This is a genomic window from Rhizobium sp. 10PS4, assembly GCF_032464805.1.
Taxonomy (GTDB): Bacteria; Pseudomonadota; Alphaproteobacteria; order Rhizobiales; family Rhizobiaceae; genus Rhizobium; species Rhizobium laguerreae.
Map to the genome: position 1 here is coordinate 41,341 of NZ_JAWDIW010000019.1, position 17,378 is coordinate 58,718.

The 17,378-nt window shown below is 61.9% G+C and carries 16 protein-coding genes; 11 read left to right on the top strand and 5 right to left on the bottom strand.

The window, feature by feature from the left end:
• Positions 1-59: 59 nt before the first annotated feature.
• The 3 genes from RWJ89_RS30010 to RWJ89_RS30020 form a co-directional block, all read right to left on the bottom strand.
• Positions 60-1,793: a DEAD/DEAH box helicase gene (locus RWJ89_RS30010; protein ID WP_316031914.1), complete on the bottom strand. Its 1,734-nt coding sequence runs from the start codon at positions 1,791-1,793 to the stop codon at positions 60-62.
• 261 nt (positions 1,794-2,054) lie between these two features.
• Positions 2,055-3,155 carry a DNA alkylation repair protein gene (locus RWJ89_RS30015; RefSeq protein WP_316031890.1) on the bottom strand — a complete coding sequence of 367 codons (1,101 nt, stop codon included), beginning with the start codon at positions 3,153-3,155 and terminating at the stop codon, positions 2,055-2,057.
• A gap of 154 nt (positions 3,156-3,309) precedes the next feature.
• Complete coding sequence (locus tag RWJ89_RS30020; protein WP_316031915.1) at positions 3,310-4,338, bottom strand: LacI family DNA-binding transcriptional regulator; 1,029 nt, start codon at positions 4,336-4,338, stop codon at positions 3,310-3,312.
• 161 nt (positions 4,339-4,499) lie between these two features.
• Here RWJ89_RS30020 and RWJ89_RS30025 point away from each other — a divergent pair, with 161 nt between their 5' ends.
• Positions 4,500-5,447: a dihydrodipicolinate synthase family protein gene (locus RWJ89_RS30025; protein ID WP_316031891.1), complete on the top strand. Its 948-nt coding sequence runs from the start codon at positions 4,500-4,502 to the stop codon at positions 5,445-5,447.
• A gap of 196 nt (positions 5,448-5,643) precedes the next feature.
• The gene (locus RWJ89_RS30030; protein WP_168284948.1) at positions 5,644-7,029 is read left to right on the top strand and encodes an MFS transporter; all 1,386 of its coding nucleotides are present in this window, start codon (positions 5,644-5,646) and stop codon (positions 7,027-7,029) included.
• A 126-nt stretch (positions 7,030-7,155) separates the two neighbouring features.
• Here the strand turns inward: RWJ89_RS30030 and RWJ89_RS30035 are convergent, their stop codons facing one another.
• The gene (locus tag RWJ89_RS30035; protein ID WP_020051211.1) at positions 7,156-7,464 is read right to left on the bottom strand and encodes a hypothetical protein; all 309 of its coding nucleotides are present in this window, start codon (positions 7,462-7,464) and stop codon (positions 7,156-7,158) included.
• Positions 7,465-7,783: 319 nt separating this feature from the next.
• Here RWJ89_RS30035 and RWJ89_RS30040 point away from each other — a divergent pair, with 319 nt between their 5' ends.
• Entirely contained in the window at positions 7,784-11,140 is a 3,357-nt protein-coding gene (locus RWJ89_RS30040; protein WP_168284947.1) for a response regulator, read from the top strand.
• Here RWJ89_RS30040 and mnmD read toward each other — a convergent pair.
• Positions 11,134-11,877 (bottom strand): tRNA (5-methylaminomethyl-2-thiouridine)(34)-methyltransferase MnmD, encoded by a 744-nt coding sequence (gene mnmD, locus RWJ89_RS30045; protein WP_131664522.1) that lies wholly within the window; start codon positions 11,875-11,877, stop codon positions 11,134-11,136. The two genes, RWJ89_RS30040 and mnmD, sit on opposite strands and share 7 nt — an antisense overlap.
• Between mnmD and RWJ89_RS30050 the strand changes: the two genes are divergently transcribed.
• From RWJ89_RS30050 to RWJ89_RS30085, 8 genes are all read left to right on the top strand, one after another.
• Positions 11,876-13,054 (top strand): NAD(P)/FAD-dependent oxidoreductase, encoded by a 1,179-nt coding sequence (locus RWJ89_RS30050; protein ID WP_131664523.1) that lies wholly within the window; start codon positions 11,876-11,878, stop codon positions 13,052-13,054. The two genes, mnmD and RWJ89_RS30050, sit on opposite strands and share 2 nt — an antisense overlap.
• 114 nt (positions 13,055-13,168) lie before the next feature.
• Positions 13,169-13,876: a DUF1045 domain-containing protein gene (locus RWJ89_RS30055; protein ID WP_027664029.1), complete on the top strand. Its 708-nt coding sequence runs from the start codon at positions 13,169-13,171 to the stop codon at positions 13,874-13,876.
• Between the two features lie 115 nt (positions 13,877-13,991).
• Positions 13,992-14,915, top strand: a complete 924-nt coding sequence (puuE, locus tag RWJ89_RS30060; protein WP_017961584.1) for an allantoinase PuuE — start codon at positions 13,992-13,994, stop codon at positions 14,913-14,915.
• Positions 14,915-15,415 (top strand): 2-oxo-4-hydroxy-4-carboxy-5-ureidoimidazoline decarboxylase, encoded by a 501-nt coding sequence (gene uraD / locus RWJ89_RS30065; RefSeq protein ID WP_316031892.1) that lies wholly within the window; start codon positions 14,915-14,917, stop codon positions 15,413-15,415. Before puuE ends, uraD begins: the two co-directional genes overlap by 1 nt.
• A complete protein-coding gene (locus RWJ89_RS30070; protein ID WP_003541963.1) occupies positions 15,412-15,774 on the top strand; it encodes a HepT-like ribonuclease domain-containing protein in 363 nt (120 codons plus the stop codon). Before uraD ends, RWJ89_RS30070 begins: the two co-directional genes overlap by 4 nt.
• Positions 15,758-16,279: an ureidoglycolate lyase gene (locus tag RWJ89_RS30075; RefSeq protein WP_316031893.1), complete on the top strand. Its 522-nt coding sequence runs from the start codon at positions 15,758-15,760 to the stop codon at positions 16,277-16,279. Before RWJ89_RS30070 ends, RWJ89_RS30075 begins: the two co-directional genes overlap by 17 nt.
• Complete coding sequence (gene uraH / locus RWJ89_RS30080; RefSeq protein ID WP_025395554.1) at positions 16,276-16,632, top strand: hydroxyisourate hydrolase; 357 nt, start codon at positions 16,276-16,278, stop codon at positions 16,630-16,632. The genes RWJ89_RS30075 and uraH overlap by 4 nt, the downstream gene beginning before the upstream one ends.
• A gap of 2 nt (positions 16,633-16,634) precedes the next feature.
• The gene (locus tag RWJ89_RS30085) at positions 16,635-17,375 is read left to right on the top strand and encodes a metallophosphoesterase family protein (RefSeq protein ID WP_077978982.1); all 741 of its coding nucleotides are present in this window, start codon (positions 16,635-16,637) and stop codon (positions 17,373-17,375) included.
• Positions 17,376-17,378 lie beyond the last annotated feature (3 nt).

Sequence of the window (17,378 nt, forward strand, 5' to 3'; positions counted from 1 at the left end):
ACAAAAAGGCCGGAGGTCAGTTCGATCCCCGGCCTTTCCGCTTTTCAGTCGTTCAATTGTCAGGCGCGTTCGCGGCGCTGGCCGCCACCGTTGCGGGAGCCGGAGCCACCGCGGCGGTTGCCACCGTTGCTGTCGCGGCGCGGTTCGCCGGCCTGAGCCTGCTGCGGGCCGCGGTCCTCGCCATGCTTGCGGGCCGGGCGGCCGTGGGCATGGCGGCTGTTGCCGCGGTGATGACCGCTCGGCTCTCCGTTGGCATGGGCGCCGTGATGCGCCGGACGCTGCGGCTTTGCAGAGGCGCGGAAATCGGAGGTCGAGGCCAGATCGTTGTCGGGGCCGAGATCCGGGGTCGCTTCACCGCGGCGCTGACCGCGGAAGTCCTCGTTGCGGCTGGTCGAGCGCTCCGGACGTGGACGACGCTCCTCGCCGCCGGCGCGGACTTCGTTGCCTTCACCTTCGCGACGCGGGCGGCGTTCCTGACGGCTGCCGCGATGCTCCGAACGGTTCTGGTCGCCCCGCCCTTCGCCACGACCCTGGCCGTCGCGACCCTGGCCGCCATTGCGATTGCGGTTGTTACCATTGCCGTTGGCACGGCGGGGTCCGCCGCTGATGTTTGCCGGCGGTTCGCCGCTTGCGACAGTGATGTCGATGCCCATCAGGCGCTCGATATCACGCAGCAGCTTGGCTTCGTCGGGGGCGCAGAAGGCGATGGCGATGCCGTCGCGGCCGGCGCGCGCCGTGCGGCCGATGCGGTGGACATAGGCGTCGGGCACCTCAGGCAGGTCGTAGTTGTAGACGTGGCTGACGGCCGGGATATCGATGCCGCGGGCGGCGACGTCGGTGGCGATCAGCGTCTTGATGCTGCCGTCGCGGAAAGCCTTCAGTGCCCGCTCGCGCTGGCCCTGGCTCTTGTTGCCGTGGATCGAGGCGACAGAATAGCCGATGTTTTCGAGATGCTTCATCAGCTTCTCGGCACCGTGCTTGGTTCGCAGGAAGACCATGGCGCGGCCATCGGGGTTTTCGGTCAGCGACTTGCGGAGCAGCTCCGTCTTGTCGTTCTTGCCGGCGACGAAATGGACGTACTGCTCGACCTTGTCGGCAGCCTTGCCCGGAGGCGTGACTTCGACCTTGACGGGATCGACGAGATATTCGCCGGCAAGATCGGCGATCGCCTTCGGCATGGTGGCCGAGAACAGCATGGTCTGGCGCTTTTTCGGCACCATCTTGGCGATCTTGCGCAAATCATGCACGAAGCCGAGGTCGAGCATCTGGTCGGCTTCGTCGAGCACGAGATAACGAACCGCAGTCAGCGTGATCGCGCGGCGATTGACGAGGTCGAGCAGGCGGCCCGGCGTGGCGACGAGGATGTCGGTGCCCTTTTCGAGCTGAAGCTGCTGCTTGTTGATCGAGACGCCGCCGACGACGACATTGATGCGCAGCGGCGACTTGCGGATGAACTTCTTCAGGCTCTCGGCGATCTGGTTCACCAGTTCGCGGGTCGGTGCAAGGATCAGCGTCCGCGTCGTGCGGTTGTCGGGGCGCCGTTCGTCGGCAAGCAGCTTTTCGATCAGCGGCAGGCCGAAAGCGGCCGTCTTGCCGGTGCCGGTCTGGGCAAGGCCGATCAGGTCGCGGCCTTCGAGGAGGAGAGGAATGGAATGTTCCTGGATCGGCGTCGGCGTTTCGATGCCGAGCTGGAACAAAGTAGCGACGATCGGCTTGGAGACACCAAGCGATTCAAAATTAGTCAAGGCAAAACCTTTCGGGGCGCCACAACGACTATCGCCGGAACGCACCATGCGATCCGGTTTCATTCTGGCGTCAAGAACCCCGCGTGAAGTGGGAACTTGTGAGTTGGAAAAAGCTTTCCAGCGCTTCTGGCCGCTCATGGGAGTGCGGCACTCTATCGAAATGCGCTTTTGTCCCTTCTTCCTGCGTCTGTATTTTTCAGCAGGGGCACGCTCACGCGGCGGCCGGAAGGGTGAAAGCTGACCCGCATTTGGGCTAGTTCGCGTGGAAAGTCAAGTGCGGTGCACAAGAAAGCCTCAGCCTTGGTCAGGTCAGGGCATGACGAGGACGAAGCTTTGCGATGCGGTCTCCGCGCCGTTGACGAGGATGGCCATGCGATGTTCGCCTGGATAATAGCGTCGCGTGGTGATCGGCCGCATGGCGTGGCGGCGCCCAATTGTATGGCTTTGCCCCGGAGCGAGCATTATTGCCTTGCACTTGAAGACCTTGGGTGAGAGCGAACCGTCGCTCTTCACATGGTGAATGGCGTAGTCGATCATCAGCGACTGCGCGCGCTCGCCGGCATTCGTCACCCGAATTTCGAAATCCAGCCCTTCGCCGAACATCACCTCAGCATTCCGGAGCCGCAGTTCGCATTCGAGCGAAGTGGTGGCGGCGAAGCCGAAATTGGCGAGCGCCTGCGCGTGGCCGTTCTTCAGAAGCGTGCGCGAGGCATGTTTCAGCAGCCAGCGGCGTTCGGAGGAAGCGCCGTCGATATGGCCGGCGATGAAGGCGGCGACCAGATCGGGGTGATCCTTGGCGACGTCGTTCAGGCTGTTGGCCACGGATCGGCGCACATAATCCTCCGGATCATCCATCAGCGCGGTCAGGATGGGCAGGATCGGTGCCGGATCCTTGACTAGCTGCGGCAGGCGCATCGCCCAGGGCAGGCGCGGCCGCGTTCCCTCGCTCGCCAGCCGGCGCACATGCTGGTCGGGATCGTCGAGCCAGCCGGAAATGATCGCCAGTGCGCGCTGTTGGTCGCGGTGGATATAGGGGCGGATGCCGAATTCGGCGGTGAAATGCGGCGTCAGCGCCTTCAGGAGATCGAGACCGAGATCGAAGTGATCAAGGCCGCATGCGGCGATGAACTGATTGACCGGCAGCAGCATCCAGCCGGAGAGCCCCGGCCTGCCGGCGGCAGGCAGGCTCGCCTTCAGAATAGCTGCGGCCTCCCGGAAATCGCCGGGGAGTGTTGCAAACAGCGCGTCGCGGATCAGGGCCGAGCGCTCCATCAGCTCCAGCGCGGTGAGGCCGTCGGTCGCCAGCATCACGAAGCGGCTTTTATCGAAAGTCGGCGCGTTGCCGGCAATGCGATCGGCCATATCGCCGACCAATGCCTCATGCAGCAAGTTTTTGAGCGGTTCCGGCATGCTGGTCCTTCCTCTTTATGCGGCCGCCGCATGCCGGCCGCATAAGCGCAGCATGGTCTGCGAAACATCTGGCGACTTGCTATCGGAGAATAGAGTGATCGCACCCACTCGATCAATCGTGTGTAGATAGTGGTGTGTGCGTGTGTCGCGAGCTTTAGCGCATCGGTGCCGTCGATTTCCTTGGAATGAGGGTTGGGGCCGAGATCCGAATACGCTCGTCGGCAGGGCTGTTGTCACCGGCAAGAAGATCAAGGGCGTTTGATGCAATTTGCTCGAACGGCACCCGCAACGTCGTCAGCGGCGTGGAGAGGTGGCGAACAATCGGAATGTCGTTATAGCCTACGATCGAGATGTCCTGCGGCACGGAAAGGCCAAGTTTCGTCAGTCCCGACAAGGCGCCGATGGCGGTATTGTCGTTGACCGCGAAAATAGCGGTTGGGCGCGGACTAAGGTGCATTAGGGTTTCGACGGCTACCGCACCGGACTCGATGCCGAATGTCGAGGGAATGATGTATGAGGGATCTGCATTCAATCCAGCCTCTTCCAGGGCGTGGCGGAAACCCTCCACGCGGCCTCGCGAACTGGAGGCATAGGATGGACCGGCAATGACACCAATTTTGCGATGGCCGAGATCGAGGAGGTGGCGGGCCGCGAGGTAACCACCGAGCCTGTCATCGCCGACCGACGAGAGGCTGTGGCCATCCGTCCGGAGTGCCAGGACATAAGGGATACCGCGTTTTGCCAGCTCGTCCGGAAAGTCATCGTCTTCCCGCGCCGTCGAAAGAATCAGTCCATCGACACCGCGCTTCAGCAGAGACTCGGCCGCAAGCCGGTCTGCCTTTGGCTTGTCGTCGGTCGTTGCGACAATCGCGAAGCGGCCACTACGGCTGCAAGCCTTGGCCAGTGCTTCGTAAAGCATGGCCATGACCGTATCCGTCAGCCTGGGCACGATCACCCCGATTGTCATTGTGTTGCCGCGCCTAAGGCTCGCTGCGGAAACGTCCCGAACGTATCCCAGCTCTTCGGCAACCTTGCGCACGCGACGCGCGGTCTCGCTGTCGGATCGCGGTAGCCTTTCGTCGAGAATGCGGGACACGGTGGACTTGGAGACACCGGCTGCGGCAGCGACGCCGTGAATAGTGACGCGGGTCTGTCCCGGAACTTCATCCGTCTTTGAATTCATTGAGCCTTTTCCATTCGAGTCGGCATTGAGCCGCCGCTCTCCAGCATGCCTCAAAAAAGATATTGACTCCAGAGAATTCGAGAACGATAGTGGGAACGTTCCCGTAAACGATCCTATACCGGTCGCGAGCAAACCGCGATTGCACGAAGGAGGAGACCAATATGCAACCGATGGATATGCGCGGGCTGAGCCCGGCCCCCGTTACCGCTTTCACCCGAGACGGTGAAATTGATCACAAAGCCAACGCCAAAATCGCCAAATGGCTGGTCTCGATGGAAGGCGTCAAAAGCCTCGTCATCCTCGGCCATGCCGGCGAAGGCACCTTCCTCACGGAAGATGAGCGCCTTGCTCTCATCCACACTTATGTTGAAGCGGTCGACGGTACCGTTCCGATCATTGCCGGGATTACCGGTGAAGGCACGAGGGTCGCCGCTGAAGAGGCCAGGAAATGCAAGGCCGCTGGTGCCACCGGCGCGCTCGTCTATCCGAACCACGGCTGGCTGCGTTTCGGCTTTCAGAAGGGAGCGCCTCAGGATCGCTACAAGGCAATCTGGCAGGAATCTGGCCTGCAGTGCATCCTTTTCCAGTATCCCGACGCCACCAAGGCATCATACGATCTGGATACACAGCTTGCGATTGCTACCCAGGAAGGCGTCGTCGCTACCAAGAACGGCGTGCGCAATATGAAGCGCTGGTATGTCGAAATTCCGGAGCTGAAGAAGGCCAATCCAAAGCTGCAGGTTCTGAGCTGCCACGATGAATGGCTGCTGCCAACCATGTTCGATGTCGACGGTCTGCTCGTCGGTTATGGCAATATCGCGCCGGAGCTGCTGATCGACCTGATCAAAGCTGGAAAGGCACAGGACTATCCGGAAGCGCGCAAGATCTTCGAACGCCTTCTTCCGGTGACGCGTGCCGTCTATCACCGCGGCTCTCACATGGAAGGCACCGTGGCCCTGAAACTCGGCCTTGTCCACCGTGGTATCCTTGATCACGCCACGATCCGCGAGCCGCTGAAGAACCTTGGCGAAAAGGCCGAAGCAGAGATCTTTGCTGCCTTCGACGCCGCCGGTATTGGCCGCGTTGACCAGCTCTTGGCTGCCGAGTGACCTCTTTGACGCCCCTGCGCATGTCGCAGGGGCGCATTCCGAAGGGAGGAGGAAACCATGGAAACCCGCCGAGGCAGACTTGAACGTCTTTGAAGGCCATTGCTCTGACAGGACGAACTGACGCGCAGTAGCAACCATCAAGCAGGAGCGCCCTGGCCGGGAGAGTGGTAGGCCACGGGGCGAGTAGGAGGAACCAATGAATGTCATGCAGCCTATGCCGGCTGAGACGGCGAATGTCGCTGATCATCAGGCCGAAATCAGCGCTCGTCTGGAGCGCCTTCCCATCACCCGCGAGGTATTCTGGGCGCGCAATATTGTCGGCGCCGCAACATTCTTCGACGGCTACACGGTCATCGCCATCGCTTATGCCATGCCCGTCCTTGTTCGCGAGTGGGGCCTGACGCCCTCACAGACCGGCATGATCCTGTCGATGGGCTATCTGGGACAGTTGATCGGTGCGATCCTGTTTGGCTGGCTCGCCGAGAAGATCGGCCGGCTGAAAGTTCTCCTATTCACCATCCTGCTCTTCGTCAGCATGGATGTCGCATGCCTGTTTGCTGCCGGGGCCGGCATGATGATGGCCTTCCGTTTCGTCCAGGGGATCGGCACCGGCGGCGAGGTTCCGGTCGCCAGCGCCTATATCAATGAGTTGATCGGGTCGAAGGGGCGCGGCAAGTTCTTCCTCCTCTATGAGGTCATGTTCCTGCTGGGCCTCGTCGGCGCCGGGCTGATCGGCTACTTCATGGTACCGGTTTACGGCTGGAAGGCGATGTTCGTCGTCGGTCTCGTTCCCGCAATCATCATGGTTCCTCTGCGCTGGTTCCTGAAGGAATCACCGCGTTGGTTAGCTGCCAACGGCCGCTATGGCGAAGCAAACGCTATCGTCACCCGCATGGAAGAAAGTGCTCGTGCGGCCGGCAAGGAATTGCCCGAACCGAAGCTCATCCAAGCGCCGGTCCACCGCAAGTCGGACTGGCGCGAGCTTTTCCAGGGCGTCTACCTGAAGCGGACGCTTTCCATCTGGGCCATGTGGTTCACCGCCTATACGGTCGCCAACGGTACGATCACCTGGCTGCCGACCCTGTATCGACAGGTCTTCAACCTGCCGCTTCAAACCAGCATCTTCTACGGGTTCCTGACATCAGTCGGAGGCGTAATCGCCGCTGTGATCTGCGCGCTGCTCATCGACAAAGTGGGACGCAAGCGCTGGTATACGGGGGCGCTGCTTCTCGCTCCCGTGCCGCTGCTGGCTCTCGCATGGCTCGGCGCGACCTCTCCCATTCAGGTTTTGGTTCTAGCCGGTCTCGCTTATGCGATCGTCCAGACCGTCACATTCTCCCTTTACCTGTACTCGGCAGAGATCTACCCGACGCGTCTCAGGGCATTGGGAACCGGAACCGGCAGTGCCTGGCTTCGCCTGGGATCATCGGCCGGCCCGATCCTCGTTGGTACGGTGATGTCTTCCATGGGCATCCAGTATGTCTTTGCGAGCTTCGCAGCCATTCTGATCGTCGGTGCGATCATCACGATGTTGTTTGCGGTAGAAACCAAGGACCGCGTACTGGAGGAACTTTCTCCGTAACGGTTGAAAATACGGTCTGATCGGCTTTGATCTGGCGGATGAAAATCCGCCAGTTTCGTTTGGTCGTCGTTGAGGGCACTGGGTCGGCGCCGCCGGGGGAGCAAGCGGCGCCGGATGCGGTTTCTGTTATCGCTGGCAGACTTTGACGCGATAGGGATTGCCCCAATCGTCGTGCAACCATTCGAAGTGGCAATAGTCCGGCCGGTAATAGCTCCGGTAAACGGGGTAGGGACGGTAAGTGGGATAGGCGGGATAGGCCGGGTAGGCCGGACGGGCGGCCTCCGACAGCAGGGCGCCGCCGACGACGCCAGCGGCAAGGCCGCCCCAGAAGGCATCGCGTGGACGGGCATCGGCGGTGGTAGCGGTGGCGAGCGAGGCGCCGGCAAAGGTCAGCGCGATCAGGCCCGTCGCCATGGTCTTATGAAGAACGGACATGGTATTTTCCTTTCATGGGCATGGCTTCCATAAAGCCATGCCGAAGACTCGGCCCGGATCGCGGCGGCGCAATGGCCGCGCAAGTGGTTTCGGCATTAAATTTTCGTCATGATTTCAACGGATCCCGACGTCGAACGGATTTATGACGGGCGACCTGTCAGTCTCGTGCAAGCCGGGGCTGGTAATCCCGAATTATCTTTAGCTTGGTGAGCCGGCTCGTAAAATTCCGCGGTCGAAATTTATGGTTAAAACCTTGTTAAAAGCCTTGGCGTTATAGTTTTTGTAGTCGATATTTCATTTAATGCGGGAACGATATTTTTTGAAATCAGCCGGGGAACTTCTGGAGTTGGCTTGCCGCCGGATCGCTGATCTGGATACCCCGGCCTATGTCAAGAACAGCGAACTGCGTTATATCGCTGTCAACGAGGCCTATGCCCGTTTTCTAGGCCGCGAGATCTCCGATTTCATTGGCAGGCGCAGCCGCGAGCTCTTCGACCGTCCCGAGGAAGAGGAGCGCGAGGACAAGGAACGCCGCGCACTGGTGTTCGGCACCGAGGAAAACGCCATCTGCTTCGATGCGGCGGGTGTCGGCCACGAACGCATCCAGATCGAAAGCTTCTCGCCGTCGCCGGACCGGGCTTATGTGCTCGGCATTTTCGAAGTGCGAGCGCCGCCGCGCCGCGCCGTGGACGATAGCGCCGCCGCCGATTTCGCCCGCGTGCGCGAGGCGCTGGAACAGCTCGACCAGCCGATCGGCATCTTTGCCGAAGATGGCCGGCCGCTGGTCGTCAACGCCGCCTATCGCAACGGCGCAAAGCCTGCGGCTGTCAGCGACACGGCCTGGCACGAGAGCGTCAATGAGCTCGACCTGCTGCGCACCATCCTGGAGGATCTCCCGGTCGCAGCCTTCGTGCGCGACGACAAGCATCGCCTCGTCTACGCCAATCAATATTACGAGGCCTTCAGCGGCCATAGCCGTTCCCGGGTCCTTGGGATGACCGAACACGAAATGTTCGGTCCGGACGGAGGCGAGGCGATCTATCAGGAAAATCTGCTGGCGTTGCAGGGAGGCAAGTCGAAGGAGATCGAAAGCCTGCTGCCGAGCAAGGACGGCCATATCTATTCCGTCCTCTCGCGCGTCAACCGCGTCGTGACAGCGGATGGTCGGCCCTATGTCGTCGGCTCTTTTTCGGACATCTCGCCACTCAAGGAACGAGAGAAGGCGCTGATCGAGGCGCAGAAACACAAAGAGGTGCTGCACCGGGATATCGAGAATATCCTACGCTCGTTGCCGGTCGGCGTGCTGATCCTCGATAACGACCACCGGATCCTCTACGTCAACGACGAGTTCTACGGCATCTGGGAGCTGCCGCTCGACGATCCCTTCGACGGCCGGCCCTTCATCGACGTCATCCGCCGCAATTATGAGCTCGGTCGCTACGACGGCACGCAGACGCCCGAGGAGATCTACGATTTCCGCAAGCACCTGTTCGAGACCGAGGAGCCCGAGCCGATTGAGCTCGGCTGGGCGGGCGGCAAATCGGTCATCTTCGATAGCCGCCGTATCTCGAACGACCGGATCCTGCTCACCTATGCCGACATTACGGCCGTGCGTCAGCGGGAAAATGAAGTCCACGAGGCCCGTGCCGCGCTGGAACATCTCGGCGAGTTGTTGCGCGACGCGACGCATGCCATGCCGCAGGGCCTAGCCATCGTTCAGGACGGCATTATCAAGATGTCCAATGAGGCGTTGGCTCATATCCTGGAGATTCCCGCCACCTATATCGAGACCGGGCAGGGTTGGCTCGGCATGTTCGAGTTCTGCGCGGCGCGCGGCGACTTCCACGAGGACGCGGCCGAGATTCTGCAAGGTTGGCGCGACAATATCGCGGCCAGGTTGCCGATCTCCACGGCCTTCCATGTCGGCGGCGAGCGCTGGGTGAACATGGATGCGACGGTCAGCAAGGGGCAACACTGGGTGGCGCTCTTCACCGACGTCACCGAGCTCAAGGGCCGCGAGGAGGAGCTACGCCAACTGCTGTCGCGCGCTGAAGCCGCCGATCGCGCCAAATCCGAATTCCTTGCCAATATGAGCCATGAGATCCGCACACCGATGAACGGCGTGCTCGGCATGGCGGAGCTGCTTGCAAAGACCAATCTCGATACCCGCCAGAAGACCTTCGTCGATATCATCGTCAAGTCGGGTAACGCGCTGCTGACGATCATCAACGATATCCTCGACTTCTCGAAGATCGACGCCGGGCAGATGAAACTGCGCAAGGCCGCCTTCGATATCACCGAAGCGGTGGAGGACGTGGCGACACTCTTGTCCTCGCACGCCGCCGAGAAGAACATCGAGCTCCTGGTGCGGGCCGCACCCGATCTGCCCGCCGCTGTGATCGGCGACGCCGGGCGCTTCCGCCAGATCGTTACCAATCTTGTCGGTAACGCCGTCAAGTTCACCGAGCGCGGCCATGTCTTTGTCGATGTCGGCTTCCAGCCGGCGGCCGGCGGCGAGATCATGGCGTGCATCCGCATCGAGGATACCGGGATCGGCATCCCGCCGGAGAAGCTCGAATCGGTCTTCGATAAATTCTCGCAGGTGGACGCCTCGTCGACCCGGCGGCATGAAGGAACAGGCCTCGGTCTTGCGATCACCGCCGGGCTCGTCGACCTTTTCGGCGGTTATCTCAACGTCGAAAGCGAATGGGGCAAGGGTTCCGTCTTCACCATCAACCTGCCGTTTGCGGTGGCGGCCGCCCGCCTTGAGCCGAAGCCGTTGCCGATCAACGTGCAGGGTGCGCGTATCCTCGTCGTCGACGACAATGAGGTAAACCGGCGAATCCTCACCGAGCAGCTTTCTCTCTGGGGTTTCGACGGCGTGGCCGCCGAGGGCGGCGGGACCGGGCTTGCGATCCTGGAGGCGGCGGCCGGTCTCGGCGTTACCGTCGATGCGGTCGTGCTCGACTATCACATGCCCGATATGAACGGCGCCGATGTCGCGCGCCGGCTGCGCGCCGATCCCCGCTTCGTCGAACTGCCGATCATCTTCCTGACGTCGATGGATATTTCGGGCACGGAAAAAGAATTTGCGGCGTTGAACGGGCACGCGCATCTGATGAAGCCGGCGCGCGCCAACGTGCTGCGCAACACCGTGGTCGAGGTGGTGCGCGCCAGCCGCGTCAAGCAGGCATCCGAGGCTGAGTTTGCCCGGCTACAGACGGAAGCGGCCGCGCCGGCGCCGGCGCCTCTGCCGCAGAAACGGGCCGCTGAATTCGTCGACGTGCTCGTCGCCGAGGACAACGAGGTCAACCAGATCGTCTTCACACAGATCCTGCAAGGCACGGGTCTTTCCTTTCTCGTCGTCGAGAATGGCGAGGAGGCGGTCGCCGCCTGGGAGAGGCATACGCCGCGCATCATCATGATGGACGTCTCGATGCCCGTCATGAACGGCCATCAGGCGACCCGGGCGATCCGCGAACGGGAAAAGGGGCGGGGCCACCGGGTGCCGATCATCGGCGTTACCGCTCACGCGCTCGAAAGCGACCGCGAACTCTGCCTCGATGCCGGCATGGACGACTACATGTCGAAGCCGATCAGCCCCGAGCTGCTCGAGGAAAAAATCCGCCAGTGGCTCGGAACGAGCGAGCAGCAGCCGGGGCGCACCAGCTACTGATCTGTACGCTGATCGGGTGACGCCTTGGCGCCACAGAGCATTTCGCGCTTGCCGGCAAAGCCCTTGCGGCGCTCGACGGCAAAACCTGCGGCGATGAGGTTGCGGCGCACGAAGCCAGCCGCCGCATAGGTGGCGAAGGTGCCGCCGGCTGCGCTTTTCTCGCAGACGAGCCGCATCAGTTGCTCCGACCACATATCGCTGTTGCGCGACGGGGCGAAGCCGTCGAGATACCAGGCGTCGAAGCCGGGCGGGGCTGCGGCCACGCCCTCCAAGGCATGGCCGCAGACCACGCTGAGCGTCGTCTGGGCATCGAGATCGAGCTCAACGATGCCATCGGGCGCTTGCGGCCACGCCGACGTCAGCGCCTCGCGTTCTGCATCGATCTCCGGCCAGTGCGACAGCGCCCGGCCGATTTCTTCGCCGCGCATCGGGTGGAGTTCGAAGGAGGTGAAATGCAGGTGCTGGCCGTCTGCACGGTGGAGCTTCCATTGCCGCCAGGTCTCGGCGAAGTTCAGGCCGGTGCCGAAGCCGAGCTCACCGATCAGGAATGCCTGCCGCCCGTTCCAGCGCTCCGGCAGGCCGTTACCGGCGAGGAAGACGTGGCCGCATTCCAGCCGCCCGTCGGTCTGGCAATAAAAGTGATCGCCAAAGGCGGTGGAATAGGGCATATCGCCGTCGCGCCATTCGAGCGGCTGCGGGGCGCCTGCGCCAATCTGATCGGGGTTCACGTCTGTCATGGAAAAAGCCGATAGTCCTCAGCCGGTCTCAGGTCAATCGTCCTCAGAATTGCTGATCGTCGGCGGCGGCATCATGGGTCTGTGGGCGGCCGTCCATGCCGAGCGCCGGGGCATCCGGACTCTTATCAGTGACGCCGGCAGATTGGGCGAAGGTGCAAGCGGCGGCCTGCTCGGCGCGCTGATGCCGCATATGCCGGACCGGTGGTCGGAGAAGAAGCAGTTCCAGTTCGATGCGCTGGTCTCGCTCGAAACCGAGATCGCCGCGCTCGAAGCCGAGACCGGACTTTCTGCCGGTTACCGCCGTTCCGGACGGCTTATCCCGCTGCCGAAACCGCATCTCAATACAATAGCGCGTGGCCACTCCGAGGACGCCGAACGCCATTGGCGGGCGGGCGGCCGCCGCTTTCACTGGCATGTGCTCGACGGGCCGCCGGTCAACGGCTGGATCGAGGCGTCTGCCGGCGAGAGCGGCTTCGTGCATGACACGCTCGCCGCCCGCGTTGCGCCTCGCTTGCTGGTCGCAGCGCTCATCGCCTTCCTGCGGCGGGCAAAGCATGTTCGCATCCTGGAGCATGCGACGGTTGCCGGCCTCGATCCCGATCGCGGTACGGCCGAAATCAACGGCGAAACCATCGTTTTCAGTCACTGCATCCTGGCCGCTGGCCATCAGTCCTTTCCGTTGTTGCAGGGCCTGACGCCGGGGCTGAAACAACCGCTCGGCCAGCCGGTGAAGGGGCAGGCGGCATTGTTGAAAGCCGATATCGACCCGGCGCTGCCGACGATCTTCCTCGACGGGCTCTATGTCGTCGCGCATGAGGGCGGGCACGCGGCGATCGGCAGCACCAGTGAGAACCGTTTTGACGATCCTACATCCACCGACGTCCAACTCGACGTGCTGATCGAGGCGGCGCGGGGCATCGTACCGACGCTTCGCGACGCCCCTATTGTCGAGCGCTGGGCCGGGCTTCGCCCGAAGGCGATCGATCGGGATCCGATGATCGGTCGCCATCCCGACCACCGGCGCCTGATCGCGCTGACCGGCGGCTTTAAGGTCAGTTTCGGCCTCGCCCACCGGCTGGCGGAGGCGGCGATATGTATCGCAAGCGATACAGACTGCGGATTTTTGCTGCCGGAAAGCTTCGCAATTTCAAGCCACATTGCGGTGGCTTCACGTTAAACGTGAATTAGACGCCGCTGCCTTTCGTTATTCTGTCATGCAAATCACCTATCTGCTTGCGCATCGACAGCGCCGGATCTGAACGGCTCTCACTTCCTTGATGGAGGAAATTGCATGCGCTATGCCATTTGCTTCACGCCTCCGGCGAGCGACCCGTTGTCGCTCGTGGCCGCCAATTGGCTTGGCCGAAACGTGTTTTCGGGCGATATGATGGAGCCTCCGGCAGTTCGTGGCCTCGGCATTCACGAGATTGCCTTCCATACCGCCGTGCCGCGGCGCTACGGATTTCACGGCGTTTTGAAGGCGCCGTTCCACTTGTCCCGCGACATGCCAGAATCGCAACTCCTGCGCGATCTCATGCGTTTTTCCGGGACCTTCGTTCCCTTCCAGATTCCGCGTATCGAAGTCGCCCGGCTCGGCAATTTCTACAGCCTGCTGCCGAGCACGCCCTGCGAGCAGATCCAGTATCTCGCCTCGGCGATCGTGCAGGAATTCGATCGTTTCCGCGCACCGCTCAGCGAGGCCGAGATCGAACGCAGCGATCCGGACGGGCTGTCGGCGACGCAATTTTCCAATCTGCATCGCTGGGGCAATCCCTATGTGATGGAGGAGTTCCGCTTTCATATGCCGGTGACTGGCCCCGTCAACGCGATCGACATGCCGCGCATCGAGCCGGCGTTGCGGACGATCTTCGAGCCTGTCCTCTGCGAACCTGTCACGGTTTCGAACGTGGCTCTGATGATCGAGGAGGGCACTGGCGGTCCTTTCCGCGTTCATTCGCTGCATCCGATGGGCAAGGTCAGCGCGCGCAAAATAGCTTGAGTCTGCCGATGGGCTAAAGGCTTGTGCCGTAAGGGCAAAATCCGGCGGAGCAGTTTCCGTCTCGACATTCCAGCTGCGGATGCTACCGTTCCCCGTCTTTTCAGAAGGTGATTTGATGGTATCCGAGACTTATCCGCGCAATCTCGTCGGTTACGGGCGTCTGACGCCCGATCCGAAATGGCCGGACGAGGCACGCGTCGCCGTGCAGTTCGTCATCAACTACGAGGAGGGCGGCGAAAGCTCGATCCTCGACGGAGATCCGGCTTCCGAAAACCTGCTGTCGGAGATCGTCGGCGCGGCCGCCTGGCCAGGGCAGCGTAACCTCAACATGGAATCGATCTATGAGTATGGTTCGCGTGCAGGCTTCTGGCGGCTCTGGCGGATGTTCACCGATCTCAAGGTGCAGGCAACCGTCTACGGCGTGACGCTGGCGATGGCCCGCAACCCCGAGGCCGTCGCCGCGATGAAGGAGGCCGGTTGGGAGATCGCCAGCCATGGTTACCGCTGGCTGGAATACAAGGATTTTCCTGAAGATCTGGAGCGCAAGCATATCCTCGAAGCGGTGCGCCTGCATACCGAGCTTACCGGCGAGCGGCCCTATGGCCTGTATCAGGGCAAGCCTTCCGACAATACGCTTCGGTTGGTGCAGGAGGAGGGCGGTTTCCTCTATTCCTCCGATTCCTACGCCGACGACCTGCCTTACTGGGTGAAGGGCGTCGACGGGAAACCCTTCCTGATCATCCCCTATACGCTCGAAACCAACGACATGCGTTTTGCGACGCCGCAAGGCTTCAATGCCGGTGATCAGTTCTTCACCTATCTGAAGGATGCCTTCGACACGCTTTATGAGGAAGGCAAAGCGGGCAGCCCGAAGATGATGTCGGTCGGATTGCATTGCCGCCTCGTCGGACGTCCTGGCCGGGCGGCAGCGTTGAAGCGCTTCATCGAATATGTGCTGAAGCATGATAAGGTCTGGATTCCGCGCCGCATCGAGATCGCCGAGCATTGGCACAAGCATCATCAGCCGGAAGCGCTCTGATGATGTCGCGCGAGGATTTCGTTTCCCGCTTCGGCGGCCTCTTTGAACATTCGCCTTTCATTGCCGAGCGCGCCTATGACGCCGGCCACGTGACGGAGCCGCTGACGGCAGCCGGCGTGCATGCGTCGCTAACCGCTGTTTTCCGGGCGGCAAGCCCGCAGGAACGCCTCGGCGTGCTCAGCGCCCATCCTGACCTTGCCGGGCGCCTTGCGATATCAGGCGAACTCACCGAAGACAGCCGGAAGGAGCAGTCCGGCGCCGGTCTCGACCGCCTGAGCCCGGCCGAACATGCCCGCTTCACCGAACTCAATTCGGCCTATGTCGAAAAATTCGGCTTTCCCTTCATCATCGCCGTCAAAGGGCTCGGCAAGGACGATATCCTGTCGGCCTTCGAAACACGGATCGGCAACAGCAGGGACGCGGAATTTGCGACCGCGACGGCGCAAGTCGAGCGGATCGCGCTGCTGCGCCTGACGACGATGCTGCCGGAGGCTGAATGAACGAGCGGCGCGCGATCGACTATCTCAATGAGATGTATGAGGCGGCATCCGAAGCGCTGTCTTTCGTCGGCGGAATGGATGGGGCGGCGTTCGCCGGGGACAAGCTCACCTTCAAGGCGGTCACCTTTTGCCACTTCACCATCGGTGCCGCGGCATCCCGCTTGCTGGTGACTCATCCGGAATTTGCGACCGAGCATCCCGATCTGCCGTGGACGAAAATCTGCGGCACGGGCAACCGTATCCTCGACGGCGTCTTCGATCTCGATCCTTCCGACATCTGGGAGGCGACGTATCGCACGCTGCCGGAGCTTCTTTCCGCGATCGATGCCATCCGTCACTGGCATGCCGAAGGTGAGTGAACGATTGCCCCCACATCTCGACATCCGTCCGCTTACGAGATCCGCCTTTGCTCCCTTCGGCGAGGTGATCGAAGCCGATCCCGCCTCGATGCGGCTTATCAATGGCGGTACGACGGAGCGTTTCCATGCGCTCGCCGCCGCCGAGGCGACGGGCGAGGGTGCGCGCGTCATCATCAACCTCTTTCGTGGCCAGCCGCGCAACTTCCCCTATGAAGTCACCATGATGGAGCGCCATCCTTTCGGCAGCCAGAGTTTCTCGCCGGTCTCGGGCCGTCCTTTTCTCGTCGTCGTCTCCGAGGATGAGCACGGTCGCCCGGGCAGGCCGCAGGTGTTTCTGGCGCGCGGCGACCAGGGCGTGAACTATCGCCGCAACGTCTGGCACCATCCGCTGATGGCGCTCGGCCAAGCCGCAGATTTCCTGGTCGTCGACCGTGACGGGCCGGGCAATAATCTGGAAGAGTACTTCTTCTTAACCCCTTATATCATCAAAGAGCCAGCCCCATGACCGGACTGACCACACATGTTCTCGACACCGCTCTCGGCAAGCCGGCCGAGGGCTTGAGGATCGATCTTTTCCAGCTTGACGGCGAGATCCGCAGGCATCTGAAGACGGTGGAGACCAATGCCGACGGCCGGGTTGATGGCGGCCCCATCCTCATCGGCGAAAATTTTCGGGCCGGCACCTATGAACTGGTCTTCCACGCCGGCGATTATCTGAGGGCCAGCGGCACGCCGCTGCCGCATCCCGCCTTCCTCGATCTCGTGCCGATTCGCTTCGGCGTTGCCGACGTCACAGCGCATTACCATGTGCCGCTGCTGATATCGCCCTATGGCTATTCCACCTACCGAGGCAGCTAGAGATGCGTTTTGCGGCAATTGCCGATATCCACGGCAACCATCTAGCGCTCGAGGCCGTGCTTGCTGATATTCGTGCGCAGGAGATCGAGGAGATCGTCAATCTCGGCGATTTCTTCAGCGGCCCGCTCGATGCCGGCAAGACGGCAGACTTGCTGAAGCCGCTTAGCCTGACGTCGGTCCGCGGCAATCACGACCGCTATCTGATCGAGCAGGATCCCGCCTCCATGCATGCTTCGGATGCCGCCGCCTATCGGCAATTGACGCCATCCCATCTCGACTGGCTGCGCGGCCTGCCATTCGATATCGTCTATCGCGGCGAGGTCTATCTCTGCCACGCGACGCCGAAGGACGACAATCTCTACTGGCTGGAATCGGTCTCGCCGGAGGGCTTCGTCCTCCTGCAGCCGTTCGAGGCGATCGAGGCATTGGCCGAAGGCATCGACCTGCCGCTGATCCTCTGCGGCCACAGCCACATTCCCCGGGCTGTGCGCCTCTCCGATGGCCGCCTGATCGTCAATCCCGGCAGCGTCGGATGCCCGGCCTATGACGACGAACTGCCTTATTATCACAAGGTGGAAGCCGGCCATCCGCTGGCGAGTTATGCCATTCTGGAAAAGGCGGCGGGCGGATGGACATGGCAGTTCCGGACCGTCGCCTATGACCATATGGCGATGTCGGCACTGGCCGCTAAAAGGGGCCGTGCCGACTGGGCCCACGCGCTGGCAACGGGCTGGGTGAGATAGAGC